General features: G+C 55.8%; 13 protein-coding genes. 11 read left to right on the forward strand and 2 right to left on the reverse strand.

Annotation, left to right across the window (positions count from 1 at the left end; all coding sequences use genetic code 11):
• Positions 1-13: 13 nt before the first annotated feature.
• Positions 14-535, reverse strand: coding sequence for a GNAT family N-acetyltransferase (locus IE105_RS08025; RefSeq protein WP_233354057.1), 522 nt, complete (start codon positions 533-535; stop codon positions 14-16).
• Positions 536-743: 208 nt separating this feature from the next.
• Here IE105_RS08025 and IE105_RS08030 point away from each other — a divergent pair, with 208 nt between their 5' ends.
• A complete protein-coding gene (locus tag IE105_RS08030) occupies positions 744-3,431 on the forward strand; it encodes a TonB-dependent receptor plug domain-containing protein (protein ID WP_233354058.1) in 2,688 nt (895 codons plus the stop codon).
• Between the two features lie 75 nt (positions 3,432-3,506).
• Here IE105_RS08030 and IE105_RS08035 read toward each other — a convergent pair whose 3' ends face one another.
• Positions 3,507-3,938 (reverse strand): DUF1489 family protein, encoded by a 432-nt coding sequence (locus tag IE105_RS08035; RefSeq protein WP_189497325.1) that lies wholly within the window; start codon positions 3,936-3,938, stop codon positions 3,507-3,509.
• A 77-nt stretch (positions 3,939-4,015) separates the two neighbouring features.
• On the opposite strand from IE105_RS08035, the gene IE105_RS08040 reads away from it, so the two are divergent.
• The 10 genes from IE105_RS08040 (at position 4,016) to IE105_RS08085 (ending at position 14,662) form a co-directional block, all read left to right on the forward strand.
• Positions 4,016-4,618, forward strand: a complete 603-nt coding sequence (locus tag IE105_RS08040) for a peptidylprolyl isomerase (RefSeq protein WP_189497209.1) — start codon at positions 4,016-4,018, stop codon at positions 4,616-4,618.
• A 33-nt stretch (positions 4,619-4,651) separates the two neighbouring features.
• A complete protein-coding gene (locus IE105_RS08045) occupies positions 4,652-5,308 on the forward strand; it encodes a DsbA family oxidoreductase (RefSeq protein ID WP_189497211.1) in 657 nt (218 codons plus the stop codon).
• A 9-nt stretch (positions 5,309-5,317) separates the two neighbouring features.
• A complete protein-coding gene (locus IE105_RS08050) occupies positions 5,318-5,716 on the forward strand; it encodes an MAPEG family protein (protein ID WP_189497213.1) in 399 nt (132 codons plus the stop codon).
• On the forward strand, positions 5,717-7,081 hold the full coding sequence (locus IE105_RS08055; protein ID WP_189497215.1) for a TldD/PmbA family protein: 1,365 nt from the start codon (positions 5,717-5,719) through the stop codon (positions 7,079-7,081).
• Positions 7,068-8,162, forward strand: coding sequence for an inositol monophosphatase family protein (locus tag IE105_RS08060; protein ID WP_189497217.1), 1,095 nt, complete (start codon positions 7,068-7,070; stop codon positions 8,160-8,162). The genes IE105_RS08055 and IE105_RS08060 overlap by 14 nt, the downstream gene beginning before the upstream one ends.
• Positions 8,155-9,930, forward strand: a complete 1,776-nt coding sequence (locus tag IE105_RS08065) for an ABC transporter ATP-binding protein (protein ID WP_233354059.1) — start codon at positions 8,155-8,157, stop codon at positions 9,928-9,930. Before IE105_RS08060 ends, IE105_RS08065 begins: the two co-directional genes overlap by 8 nt.
• Before the next feature lie 84 nt (positions 9,931-10,014).
• Positions 10,015-11,934, forward strand: a complete 1,920-nt coding sequence (locus IE105_RS08070; protein WP_189497219.1) for a hypothetical protein — start codon at positions 10,015-10,017, stop codon at positions 11,932-11,934.
• Positions 11,931-12,734: a hypothetical protein gene (locus IE105_RS08075; RefSeq protein WP_189497221.1), complete on the forward strand. Its 804-nt coding sequence runs from the start codon at positions 11,931-11,933 to the stop codon at positions 12,732-12,734. The genes IE105_RS08070 and IE105_RS08075 overlap by 4 nt, the downstream gene beginning before the upstream one ends.
• 9 nt (positions 12,735-12,743) lie before the next feature.
• On the forward strand, positions 12,744-13,682 hold the full coding sequence (locus IE105_RS08080) for a vWA domain-containing protein (RefSeq protein ID WP_189497223.1): 939 nt from the start codon (positions 12,744-12,746) through the stop codon (positions 13,680-13,682).
• Complete coding sequence (locus tag IE105_RS08085) at positions 13,679-14,662, forward strand: vWA domain-containing protein (RefSeq protein WP_189497225.1); 984 nt, start codon at positions 13,679-13,681, stop codon at positions 14,660-14,662. The genes IE105_RS08080 and IE105_RS08085 overlap by 4 nt, the downstream gene beginning before the upstream one ends.
• The last annotated feature ends 2 nt before the right edge of the window (positions 14,663-14,664 follow it).

Genomic DNA, 14,664 nt, shown 5'->3' on the forward strand with positions numbered 1-14,664 from the left:
ATTTGGTTTGATCTCAAATTGTTTTGATCATGGTGTAAAGAGGCACAGGAACGCCGCCCTTGTCGTCGAAAAACTTGTTCTCAACCCTATACCCACAACGCGCATAAAATGGCCGCCCCGCTTCGGTTGCGGCCATTTCAAGGCCCGTGAACCCGCGCGCTTTCGCCGCTGCCTCTGATCGATCCAAGATGAGCCGCCCAATCCCCCGCCGAGCGTGATCGGGGTGCGTGTACATGGCGCGTATCCTTGCCCGATCCGTTGCAGAGTCAAGTTCGCGTGCGCTGCGGCCCGCTGAATGATTGCCGCCATATAGGGTCGCGCGATATGACCAGCCGCCACATCCGACCAGCGTTTCGCCATCAAAAACACAAAAATACGTCCCATCAGAGATTAATTGCGTGTCCAACCCCATTGACGCTTCGGAGGCCTTTATTTGCGCGTCATCCAGATAACCCTTTTGAAGTTCATGGATAGCAAGGGTTTGAAGGCGTTGAATTTTTGGGACATCGCCCAAGTTTGCAGCAGAAACGAACACTGTAGCACCCTCATGCGTCGTGGATAAAAACACCCGACTCGAAATGTTGCACGAATGACACAGAGTCGCCACAATCCATTAATGCGAGGGCAAAGTTGATTGCAAAATGTTAATCTTTGCCTTAGCGAAGATAAGTCTTTCCGATTACGATCAGTCAAGGGGGCTTGATCTTAACGCAAAGACACTCAGAGAAATATAGGGATTCCTAATGAAAAACACTGATCTTAAGGTTTGGCTCGCCGCAAGCGCTTCGTCCGTCATGCTCGCGACTATGTTGAGCGCAGGTACAGCCTATGCCCAAGACAGTTCTGATGACACTGTCACCCAAGACGAAATCATTACGATCGGTACGCGCCGGACGCAGCGCTCTGCCGCTGATACACCCGCGCCGGTTGACGTTATTTCTGGCATTGAGTTTACCCGTAACGCGGCTGACGATGTGCAGGATTTGCTTCGCACATCCGTCCCGTCCTTTAACATCAATACGCAACCGATCTCTGACGCTGCATCCATTGTGCGTCCTGCCAACTTACGCGGCCTGTCACCTGACCAAACCTTGGTTTTGATTAACGGCAAACGACGCCACCGCGGCTCAGTCATCTCTTTCCTCGGCGGCGGCATTTCCGACGGCGCTCAGGGTGCAGATATCTCTGCTATCCCGTCCATTGCTCTCAAACAGGTTGAAGTCCTACGTGACGGCGCATCCTCACAATATGGTTCAGATGCCATCGCGGGTGTATTGAACTTTGTCCTTAAAGACTCCGCAGAAGGTGGTTCCTTCGAAGCAAAATATGGCACGACCTATGACGGTGACGGCGATACTTATCGTTTCTCTGGCAACATCGGCCTTCCTTTGGGTGACCAAGGCTTCGTCAACGTCTCCGCCGAATATGGCGACACAAACGGCACAGTCCGCTCCGTAAACCGCAATGATGTGACAGAACTTGTCGGTCTGGGTTTGGTGACGAACGATTATAGCCGCATCAACACTTACACCGACTCTGTTCCTCAATATTGGGGGCAGCCGGATGTCGAAGATGACCTGAAACTCTTCTATAACTCTGCGCTCGAACTTTCCGATAATGCGGAAATTTACAGCTTCGGTAGCTATGCGTCTCGGACCGTTACGGGTGGCTTCTTTTACCGCACCCCTTACGCAAACAGCTTCGGCGGTGCCCGTGGCGGTGTCTATGCCGGCCCAACAATCAACGGGAACCCATCCGTCCTCGTTGGCGATCTTGATGGCCTCGGCGTCGGCGGTGCCTGCCCGGCTGGTATCGAAATGGTCAACCAGCTACCCGACCCAACGGTTCTGGCCCAAGTTCAAGCGGATCCAAATTGTTTCAGCTTCATTGAGACGATCCCGAACGGCTTCACACCCCGCTTTGGCGGTGACAATACGGACTATAGTTTTGCCGTTGGTTTACGCGGCGATGTCAGCATTGGCGACGGTCTCGCTTATGACCTGTCGATGACACACGGTCGAAACAAGACCGAGTTTTTCATCAACAATACAATCAACGCCTCGCTGGGCCCGAACACGCCGCGCGACTTCCGTCCAGGTGGACAGCAGCAGACTGAAACAGTGCTGAATGCTGATTTCGCTTATTTGTTGCCAACAGGCATGGCGTCCGATCTGTCGATCGCTTTTGGTGCGGAATACCGCAAAGAAGAATTTGAACTCTTCCAAGGTGACCCCGCATCATTCGCGTTGGGCCCTCTCGCCGATCAAGGCTTCTCATCCTCATCAAATGGTTTTGGTGGGTTCGCCAACGCGAGCGTCGCCTCACAAGACTCTTATGGTGTATACACAGAGCTTGAAGCTGACGTGACGGACCGCCTCACTGTACAAGGGGCAATCCGATACGAAGACTACTCAGCCTTTGGTGATACATTCAATTACAAGCTGGCTGGCCTTTTCAAAGTCACGGATTCATTCAGAATTCGCGGGTCCCACTCGACGGGCTTCCACGCGCCAACAGCGGGTCAAGCGAACATCACCAATGTGACAACCCAAAACGTCGGTGGCGTCTTGATTGATCAAGGAACGTTGCCCCTCAGCTCAGCTGCGGGTCAATTGGCCGCAACCTTCATTGAGAACCGTGACGGCACGCGTCCGGCTCTTGCCACTGAAGATGCGACGATCTTCACATTGGGGGCTGCATTCGACCTTGGCCCGACAAGCTGGACCGTTGATAGCTACCAGATTGATGTGGATGACCGCATTGCGCTCGGTGCCAATATCGACTTCCTGCAAGTGCTGGAAAGCCTCAACACGTCAGCCACGGCCTTTACGTCCGTCAATGATGGCCTGACTCAACTGAGTGCTGCCAACGTGATCAACCGGAGTGAGTTTATCGGTCTGGACGATCTGTCCCAGTTCCGATTCTTCGCCAACAGCTTCGATACCCGGACGCGCGGTATTGATGTCGTCGGTCGGATGCCATTCGCCTTCTTGAACGGCAACTCAGAACTCACACTTGCGGCAAACTACAATGAGACAGAAGTCACACGTCGTGCTGCCGCCGGTCAAATTCAACGGATTGACGATGGCCGCGTTGCATCCCTCGAAGATCTGCTTCCAAACTGGAAAGGCTTCGCGCAGTGGACCCACACACAAGGTCGACTACGGACTCTCGTTCGGGCCAATTATTTTGGTCAATGGGATGACACCGGCAATGGCGTCAATGACATTTCGTCTGAAATCCTTGTCGATGCGGAAGTCGGTTACAATGTGACGAAAGCGGTCGAGCTCGTCGTCGGGGCCAGCAACATCTTTGACAACTATCCAGATGAGAACCCCGGCCAAGGTGGCACAGGGCAACTTTATCCAGAGGCGGCTCCAACAGGTTTCTCTGGTGGCCAGTATTACGGTAAAATCCGGATCACCTTCTAGTCGGTCTTCGACACATGAATATTAAAAGGCCCGGTCAAGCGACCGGGCCTTTTTTTCATGTCTAACTAAAAAGCGCTACCACGCACCAAGTTCGACGAGCTTTCGCATCAGCTTGGTTGGCAACTCATCGTCGTCGCCAATTGCCTCACCCATATCGTGGGGGGCGTCTTCGGGTTTAAGGTATCGCCAGCCCTGAAAGGCCCGACGCGGCGTCGGCATCACAGGAATCAACGTCGATTCCATCAGGATGGAGCACGCTTTGACTCCGTCCCGACGAACGACCTCTTCCAACCGGACGATCGGATTTCGGCACAAAATCATGCCTTTAATGACCCAGAAGATCGACCCGCCAGCTTCAAGCGCATCCTTCTGTTTCGGGAACATGCGCGTGACATGCTCATGATGCGCCGACAATCCGGCCGCCTTTCGACGGTCGACAACCGTCTCTTGCCAATCAGCCAGCGTTTCGATCGATTTCGATCCGACGGAGAGTTTCTGCAAATGCATCACACGACAGAGATAGCGCCCCCCTCTGGTCGTGCAAGGGAGTAGCGCCCGGGCATACACAGGCGTATAGTCACGATATGAAACATTACCTCCTTCCCCTCGCCCTTACCTTGTCCGCCTGTGGCGCCACGGATGATGGACGCCCGAACGTGGTTCTTGACACGGAGCTCGGCGAAATTGAGATCGAAGTTCATCTCGATACGGCGCCTATTTCCGGCGCTGATTTCCTCATGCATGTCGATAAAGGCCTCTATGTCGATCAAGGGTTTTACCGGGTCGTGCGGGCCGATAATGACCCGCGCGGAATGGGGATGAGCTTGATCCAAGGCGGGATTTTATCGCAAGAGTTCGACACGCCGCTTATCGCTCATGAACTGACGACCGACACAGGCCTATCTAACACGCGCGGCGTGATCAGCATCGCGCGCGACGCCCCCGGCACAGGCAGCGCGGGCTACTTTTTCATCAATATCGGCGATAATAGCTTCCTCGACACAGGCGGCGACCGTAATCCAGATGGGGCCGGCTACGCCACATTTGGCACGATCATTCGCGGCATGGACGTCGTCGAAAACATTCATAGCAAAGACGCAAGCGGCGACAGCCCTAGCCCCGTGACAGATAATCAATATCTGACACAGCCCGTCAAAATCGTCCGCGCCTACAGGGTAGAGAATTAGACAAGGACTTCGCGCTTCGTTAAGCGCCAAACCATGCAAGATATTCCCATTCAAGTCGACTTGGTGTCAGATTTTGTCTGTCCGTGGTGCTGGCTCGGTTACAAGCAATATGCCCAAGCCGCGAAGGGCGCGAAGCCCCGCCCCTCCATGACATTTCGCCCTTATATGCTCGACCCGACCGTGCCTGAAGAAGGCCAGGATTACCGCGAATATATGGCGGCTAAGTTTGGCACGGATTCCAAAGACCGGCTCAAAGGCTCTCGAGAGCGTTTAGAACAAGCAGGAAAAGATTATGGCATTGCGTTCAATTTTTCCGCCATTACACGCCGTCCAAACAGTCTTAACGCGCATCGTCTCTTGAAATGGTCGCAAGGACAAGAGGCCGGTGACGCCGTTGCGGAGGCCATTTTCCGAGCCTTTCACGAAGAAGGCAAAGACATAGGCGATACGGACGTTCTGGTGACGATCGCGAATGACGCGGGGCTTGACGGTGAACTGATCCGTGACCTGTTGGCGCGCGACGATGATAAGCTCGAAATTCAGCAAGAAATCATGTTTTTCCGCGGCCTGGGGATCTCTGGCGTCCCGACTTTCATTTACAATGGTCAGTTCGCCGTCCAAGGCGCACAAGATCCAGATAAGCATAGACGCGCCTTCAAAGAAGCGCTGAAAAACCCATCAACCTCCTAAGGGATTACCATGACCGCCTTTCAGATTGTCACAGTTTATGTTGCCCTCAGCCTCTTCCTCAATCCGGTGTTGATGATGCGGATTGGGCTGCATAGACAAAAGAAAAAGATCAGTCTTGGAGACGGCGGGGATGCCGACATGTTGTCGCGGATTCGAGCTCATGGCAATTTTTCGGAAGTCGCCCCTCTCGCCCTCATCGGCTTATTGGCGCTGGCCTCTATGGACGGCTCACCGATCATGGCGCACATTTTTGGTGCAACATATTTTATCGGTCGCATCCTGCATTTCCTCGGCATGCGCGGCACGTTTGGGCAAGGTCGCCTGATCGGGACATTGATGACGGTCTTCACTTTCTTGGGCTTGGGCCTTTATCTGCTCTATCTCGTCTTCGTTCACGGACCTGTCTAATTGGCTCTCTCTGATCCCCTTTCGCTCGAACCGCTTGATGCGCCGCTCTCGGCTTTGATTGATCATGCCCGCGCGGCAGGGGCCGATGCCGCTGACGCGCTCGGACTGTATGGGCGATCCGCGTCCATCACGGTTCGCGGCGGTGAGTTAGAAGATATCGATAATAGCGAAGGCTTCGATATTGGCCTGCGTGTTATGGTCGGTCAAAGGCAAGCCTGCGTGTCGTCATCGGACTTATCGTCCGGTGCCATCCAACGACTCGCGGAACGCGCTGTTGCGATGGCTAAATTGGCGCCCGAAGATCCCTATTGCGGCCTTGCACCAGACGCGCGCCTGTCTTTACGACGGGACGCAGACGGCCTTGATCTGTTTGACCCCACAGAAATGCAGCCCGCAGAATTAAAGGCGCGCGCACTCGACGTCGAAGCCGCCGCTCTGGCTGTTCCGGGCGTGAGGCAAGCCGAAGGCGCGTCCGCCAGCATGTCATGGTCCGCCGTCCGCCTCCGCACCAGTGCCGGATTTGACGGCGGTTACGCAGCGTCTCGTCATGGTTTGTCTGTCTCCGCCGTCGCAGAACGCGACGGCGCGATGGAACGCGATTATGATTTTGACGGCACGCGTTGGTTCAGTGATTTACGCAGTGCGGAGGACATTGGTCGCCACGCCGGCGAACGCGCAGTCGGACGATTGGGCGCGACATCAATGGGCTCAGGCGCGTTCCCTGTCATCTTTGACCGCCGCGTCTCGGCGAGCCTCGTTGGCGCGCTGACCGGGGCTATTAGTGGCAATGCTGTCGCGCGCGGCGTCTCTTTCTTGAAAGACGACCTCGGCAAATCCCTGTTCTCAAAAGACATCCAAATTGTTGAAGACCCGCTGCGTCGACGCGGTCTGTCTTCGCGGCCCTTTGACGGCGAAGGGGTTGAAACCACCCTGTTCAACATCATCGAAAATGGGCAGCTGAATAGCTGGCTACTCAATACCAGCGCCGCCCGGCAGCTTGGCCTTGAAACCAACGCCCACGGCGCACGCGGCCTCAGCAGCCCGCCCGGCATTAGCACCTCGAATGTTGCGCTCCTCGCGGGGCAGAACAGCCCGGAGGCATTGATTGCGCTGGCGGGGAACGGCCTTCTTGTGCGTGAAATGTTTGGACCATCGCTCAATCCAACAACGGGCGATTATTCGGTTGGCGTATCTGGCTTTGCGATTGAAAATGGCGTCCTCACCCACCCTGTCAGCGAAGTCACGATTGCAGGCAATCTTCGCGATGTGTTTGCGAGCCTGATCCCCGGATCAGATTTGCGTTATGACAACGACACAAACGCGCCAAGCGTGTTGGTCGAGGGGTTGACGATTGCCGGGCGATAGCGCGAGGGATCGCGACGACCTTGCCCTACTAGAACGCGCTGTCCGCGCGGCAGGCGCACTGTGTCTGGATCATTATCATCGCAACGATGACCGGGTCTGGGATAAGAGCGATAACCACATGGTCACAGATGCCGATATAGCGGTCAATGATTTCCTGCTCCGCGAATTAATGGAAGCACGGCCTGACTATGGCTGGCTATCGGAAGAAACCAAAGACGATCACTCACGACGGACGCGAACCCGGTCCTTCGTGGTCGACCCGATTGACGGCACGCGGGCCTTTATTGATCGCCAGCCCGGCTTTTCTGTGTCTGTCGCTATCATCGAAGCCGGCGAAGCTGTGGCGGGCTGCGTCTTTAACCCGCTTAAGGGCGAGTTTTATTCCGCTCGGCGCGGCGGCGGCGCGACAATGAACGGCAAAGTGTTGCACGTCAGACCTTGCCGCGAAGAAAGTGGCTGCACCATGGTCGGTTACGCGCGCAAGTTCAAACGTCTCGGTTTTCCGGAGATGCACTATAAAATTAGCAATTCGATGGCCTATCGCATTGCGATGGTTGCGGCCGGGCATGCCGATGGAACTGTGTCTTTTACCCCGAAATCCGATTGGGATATTGCCGCAGCGGCGTTAATTGCGACCGAAGCGGGCGCGGTCATTACGGACCTTTATGGGTCGACCCCGCGTTTCGATGGACCGACAACCTCTGGAAATGGCGTCATTTGCGCTTCCCCGGCCTTGCACGCCTTGCTATTGGAACGCGTGAAACCCGTGATGGATAAGCTCTCGACGGGCGAAGCCACACGCCAAGACTATCGATATTTGGGAACAACCATGAGCGACCGCGACATTGCGCCGATCCAACTTCTACACCTCGTTATTGGTGGTGAGTTAGTCGATCCGAGCCGAACCACATTTAAAAACCTTCAAGACATCGACTTTGTCGGCGCCTTTGCCAGTTACGCTGAAGCGCATGATGCGTGGAAATCAGCGGCTCAACGCACCGTTGATAACGCGCATGCCCGTTATTTCATCCTGCACGCGCATGAACTGATCGATCCGGATAAAGACGGCATCATTGGCTGATCTCGCCCCGGACGCGCCGAATACGGACCATCAGACCTCCGACGACAAGGCGATGATCCGGCGCTTATGGCGTGACTATCTGGCCCCGCAACGCGGCCGGTTAATTATCGCTGCTGTCTATATGGCGATTTATGCCGCCGCGACGGCCGCCTATATTTTCGTTGTTAAAATCGTCATCGATGCCGCCGCAGACGGCAGCAGCGTCGTTGATTACGCGCGTATGGTTCTCCCCATCGTGATCGGTGTACCGTTCATCAGCGCCGCAACCAATTATCTGCAACGGATCGCAACGAATCATATTGCGCTGAACGCGGTCGCTGACATGCAGACGCATATGTATGACGCGGCCTTGGACGTGGACCTTGCCACATTCAACGCAGAACCGTCCGGCACACTGATTTCTCGGTTTGTGTCGGATGTCGGCGTTGTCTCTAATGCCCTCATACGGATCATCGGGAATCTCGTCCGAGATGTGCTGGTCGTTATTTTTGCTGTCGGCGTCATGCTCTGGCAAAGCTGGCAGCTCTCCGCCGCCTTGCTCATCTTCATCCTCGCCCTTGCGCCGTTGATCGCTCTATCGCAGAAAATGCGCGGGTCTGCGAATGACGCACAAGCCCACGTTGGCCGGATCACTTCAGAACTGAAAGAGAGCTTTGACGGCGCGCGTCTTATTCGGTCCTATGGGCTAGAAGACCGCGAACGCGCACGATTGGGCGAGAGTTTCGATACGCGTATCCGGCTCTTCCTCAAACTTGTCAGCCAGCAGGCTCGGGTTGACCCCATTCTCGAAATTCTCGGCGGTTTTGCAATTGCAGCTGTGATGATTTTCGGCATCTGGCTCTTACGTGCGGACGTCATCACGCCGGGCGAAATCGCCGCCGTTTTAACAGGTGTATTTATGCTAGCGCCAAAACTGCGCGCGCTGGGCACAATGAACAATGTCGTGCAGGAAATGCTCGCAAGCTTGTCCCGCATTTTTAGCGTTGCCGATATGCGCTCGGAGATTGCTGAGCATACCAATGCCATAATTCTGTCGGACGTTCGCGGTGCAGTCGCACTGGACAATGTTCACTTTACTTATCCGGACGGCACAACAGCGTTGGAGGGTGTATCAATCCAAGCTGAGCCGGGACAACGTATCGCGTTGGTCGGTCCATCCGGCGGCGGCAAATCCACAATCCTCAATCTCATTCCCCGTCTGTTTGATGCGTCAGCCGGTCGCGTTCTAATTGACGGTCATGATGTTCGCGATCTATCGCTCTCCAGCCTCCGCAGCAACATCGCTCTGGTCAGTCAGCACGTCACTTTATTCTCAGAATCTGTCGCCGATAATATCGTCTTGGGCCGTGAAGATGCGAGCCGGGATGAGGTTATCGCGGCGGCCAAAGCGGCGGACGCCCATGACTTCATCATGGCTTTACCACAGGGGTACGACACGGTCTTAGGCGAGAGCGGTGACACATTGTCCGGCGGCCAACGACAACGGCTTTCAATTGCGCGCGCCCTGCTCCGCGACGCACCTATTTTGCTGCTCGATGAAGCAACGTCGGCGCTGGATGCTGAATCAGAATCCAAGGTCCAAGCCGCGCTGGAACGATTGTCACAGGGGCGTACAACCATCGTCATCGCGCACCGTCTGTCCACCATCGCCGGCGCAGACCGCGTCTATGTGATTGAGGCAGGCGTAGTCGTCGAAGACGGCACCGAAGTTGACCTCCGTAAGAAGAACGGTATCTTCGCGCGATTGAAATCGCTGCAAGGCGGATAAATCCAGCTTAGCAAAAACTCAGCTACCATTAAGGTTCTCTCCGTCATAGGTTAACTCATAACCCTAGTCTGCCGGAGCCTTCCCATGCGCAAAGCCCTCATTTCCCTGCTCGGCACATCTATGCTGGCGTCAGGCGCGCTCACCTCCGGCTGTGCGTCGACAGCCAAAGGGGTGACGAAGTCGACTTTCGTCGCGGGTCCAGACATCAGCCTGACGCAATCCGCACCGCGCGGCACCGCTCTCGCGGTCGTGCGTTACCCCGCCTTTATCGAAGATGATGCCGAAGCCGATTTCGCCGTCGCCTATGCCGGAATGGCGATTGGTGGGGGGAATGGTGCATCTGATCCCGTCGCGACTCAAGCCCTCGCCGACTCCGTTATTTTGAAATCGAATTTCTTCGCTATGTCGCTCTACCGGGAACTCGCATCGCGGCTGCCAGAACATTCCGTCTTGCTCAGCCCGCACCGCATTACCAAGGCGTCGGACGGCAGCTTAACCTCTGAACCCATGACGCAAGCAGAGAGCATTGCCTCCGTCGTCACCGTCGATTTCACCGCGTATAGCTATCCCGATCTGGAACGGATGATGGGCGGCAAGCCCCTTACCTTTGGGGATCTCTTCACGCCCATCATTACGGTCAGAACCGATCCGCGCGCGGCTGTCGGATCAGAAGGCGTGCTGATGGCGTCAGCCCCCATCATCGGAGCGGCCGCAGGCGGCAATTATTCTCAGGCCATCACAGACGCCACGACCCTGCAATCCGGTCGGATCGAAGCGGGTGTCCCTGAACTTGACATTCTCAGCCATTTGTCCGGCACACCGCGTTTAATGCCGGCGACACAAGGCCTGCGTGACCGGTCACGGGGCGCGGTCAAGAGCTATCCGATTGAGAAAATACAATTAAATGGGGCCAAGCTTGCGACCCTTGGCGAAGATGATACCGATATTCTCGAAACACCTTTTACCGACGGTTTCGCCAATCAGATCATTATGTTGATCAATACCACGGACGCGACCAAGGCCGCAATGTTGCGCCGCGCGGATGTGATCGCGGATTATGACGATAACCTCGCGGCTTTGACCTTAGTCGGCAGTGACGATCCGGATTATCTAACTCGCTTTCGCTATGCCGAGCGGTTGTTGGAAGCCGAACAGAAATACCTCTCCGTTCAATCGCTCCGCCTCTACGACGGCGTCATTAATGGCGAGATGGGCGGACAAGTCCGCGATATGCTCAAAGAAGAATACCGCGTGCTCGAACGCCGTCGTCAATTAGCCCGACAACAAAACATCGCGACGGCGGCGGCCTTCGCCGCGGCTCTGGGTGGGGTCGCGATTGCTACACAAGATAATAATGGCCGCGGTTCCTCCCTAGGACAACAAATCGCCGCCCAAGCAATGATCCAAGGCGCGATTTTTGCCGCGACAGAAGCGATGCGGAAAAACAAACTCTCCAAAGGAGTTGGCACTAATTATCTGCAATCCGTCGTCCCTGCGCTGGAGGCACAAACTGAAATTCAGGTCGATTTGATTGACAGTAGCGAGACGATAACGGCCATTCGGTTCGAGGATTTAAAAACGAAACTGAGCGAGCTTTATTCCGACAATCAGCGTGCGCTGGATACTGTCGCCACCCGCTGTGTCTATAAGGGCCCCGTTGAGGCTGGAACCTGGTTGGGCGCGTGTGAAAACGGCGTTGCTAATGGGTCTGGTGTTGGCATCTTCCGCAATCGCGCAGGCGATCTCGTTGAGCATTATGGCTACGCCCGCGCTGGCGTCGCGGACGGACCCGGCTACCGCATTGTCCGGGCACCCAACGGCTCATACTCAATTGAAGGGAATTTTTCAGGCGGTATGGCGAACGGCGTCGCACAGGTTGAACGTTCAGGTTCTGTTGCACTGCGGCGCTATACAGGCGGGCGAGATATGGGCGCAGCCCCCGCCGGGTCGATTATCGCCTCGCCGTTTGCAGCGCCTTATACTGTCGGAGACCGAACCGGATGAAACAGTTTTTAATGACCGCAGCAGCGCTCTTACTGCCGACGGCCGCTCTCGCGGATATTGAGGTACGTACACTCACGCCTGCCTCGCTCACCGCTGAGCAGAGTGAAACCTGCGTGACCATGATGTCGGGTTTTCCCGACGACAGTCCGGAATCGCGCTATGTTTTCTTTCGCCTAAGCCAAGAGCTCGCCAAGGATGTCACGCCGGAATTATCCCAATTGATGACAGATTTCATGATCGACAATGAAACACGGCGCCTGCCCGCCGACTGGCCGATGCTCGACGTGATTGAAGATATTGCCGACCCTGTTTTACGCCAAGCGGCGCCCACGCAAACTGTCGCCAGCATGGCCCATATTGCTTATTTCAATGCGCTGTGCGGACCCTTTGTTCAGGGTCAGGTCGATAGCCTGTTCGCCTTTAATCCTGCTCTGGCAGACACAGATATAATGATCCGCGAAGACGCCCTTTACTTGCGTCAAATTCTGGCTGAAGCGCTGGACCGTCTCGGCGCATCAGACACGATGGCGGCGCAAGCCTATGCGCTGTCCCTCGTGATAGAGCGTGACGATATCGAATATATCGGATTTGAAGACGAAATTGGTGAGTTGGAAACCCTTTATATGGGTGATCTCGACACCAAGCTTTCGCGCTCGAACGATGCCGTGAATGAAGGCATGAATGTCGAATCCTTCCAGGACGCTGTCGCGCTCGCCAATGACATGAACGACCAAGCCCGTGAACAAGCGCAAAAGGAACGGCTCTATTCTCTGGTTCGCATTTTAGGCGGGATCGGCTAGCCCCTGTCTATGCGTAGACGGTCCCGCAACATCTCGGTCTTTACGATTTCAGCGCTCGACTTGTTCGCGGCGGCGCTCGGGGCCTTTATCCTCATCGTGCTCGTGCTGTTCCCTTATTACAAGATGGGGGGGACCGACACGTCGATGGAGGAATTGGAAGAGCTCGTCGAAAAACGTCGCCTCGTCGCCAGTTCCACGCAGTCCGAAATGGCGCAAATTCGCGCCATTCAGGCGGAAGTCCGGCTCTTGGATCGGCAATATCGCACAACGGCTGAAAACATGTCCGAGGTCGAAGCAAAAATCCTTGAGGTGCAGGCGCAAACCGCCGCCATTGAAATCCCTGAACCGCCGCCCATACCCAAACCTGTGCCGCAACCCGACCCCATTCCCAATCCCCCGCGGTCCAGCGGACGCGGTGTCGAGTTTTCCATTTTAGGAGTGGGCACCTCAAAAAAAGATGTGATGATCGTCGTCGATATGTCCGGCTCAATGCGGGCCCATACAAATAATGTCGTCTCCGCTTTGGAAGAAATCCTCGGTCAGATGCAGACCGATAATCGGTTTTCCATTCTCGGCTATCGGGGCGGGCCAAGCTATTCCGTCTACCCGCCTGGTGGTCAGCTCGCGCGCGCATCGGCGGGCGAAGTCAATGGCGCACTCGCTTTTGTGCGGCGATTGCCCGGCGATTTTGGCGGCGGCACGCCGACCCAAAATGCTTTGGTGCGCGCGCTCAATATTAAGCCCGGCGCGATCATCCTGATAAGTGATGGGCAGCCGGATGACGGCAATCCGGGCGACATTGTGCAAAATATCACGCGGCGTAATCGCGGTCGCACCGAAATTCATACGGTCGCCATTGGGGACTACACATCCGACCCCGCCTTGACGATGTTCTTGCAAGAGCTGGCCAATAATAACCGCGGTGACTTTGTTGGGAGAGCCCGATGAAGCGGCGCGCCGACAGAGAGGTCAATGTCTTCTCACTCAGCGCGGTGGACCTCTTCGCCGCCGCGATGGGGGCGTTTGCCTTGCTCGCCATTATTCTGCTGCCTTACTATCAGAAGGAAATTCGCGAACGGACACCGGAGAATGCGATCAGCGACCTGCTGCGTGCGGCCGAGGATAGCTCGGTCGAAACCGTCGAGAAACGCAAGGCGCTCGAAGCCAAGCGTGCCGCCTCGACGCAAGCTGTGTCGGACATCCGTTCGGACGCTGACAAACTCCTCGCGGACCTTCGCGCAGCCGAAGCCGCCCTCTTGGAAAAACAAGCCGAGACACTTCGCGCGACCCCGGAACCCGAACCGATTGAGGATAAGCCCGCGCCGCAAGATAATCCCAAACCGGCCCTCGTCTCGTTTCGGTTTCTCGGTTTAAAAACGACGAAGGACGACGTTGCTATCGCGCTCGATATGAATCGATGCATGGGCGGACATGAGCGCAGTGTCGCCCGCGCCGTGGATCGGATCATCGACAGTTTACAAGATAACCATGCTCTGCAGATTGTGGGCTTCCAACAGACCGATAGCGGTCCACGCACGCAAAGCTGGCCGCCCGGCGGCGGACTGCGCAACATTAATCTGGCCGGAACGCAGGCGGAAGCCAAACAATTCACGGATCGCCTGACCGGGCAATTTGGCGGCTCAGCGTCCATGTTGGATGCGTTCGGAAAACTCCTGAGCGGTCCCGGCGACGCGATTTTCCTTGTCTCGGATGGTCTGCCCAATCCAGCCGCCAATAACGGCCTCTCGCCCAATCGCTTAATCAGCGAGCTGACCCGCCTGAACGGAGGTCGCAAAGAAATTCATACCGTCGTCGTCGGTAACTTTTTTGACTATGACGGTACGGTCGAATTTATGGAAACGCTGGCTGCGCGCAATGGCGGCCAGTTCATGGCACTCGCCAGTTCCGATAAAGGGGTTTGCGATTAATG

The sequence above is a fragment of the Algimonas arctica genome, from assembly GCF_014652695.1.
In the GTDB taxonomy this organism is placed as follows: Bacteria; Pseudomonadota; Alphaproteobacteria; order Caulobacterales; family Maricaulaceae; genus Litorimonas; species Litorimonas arctica.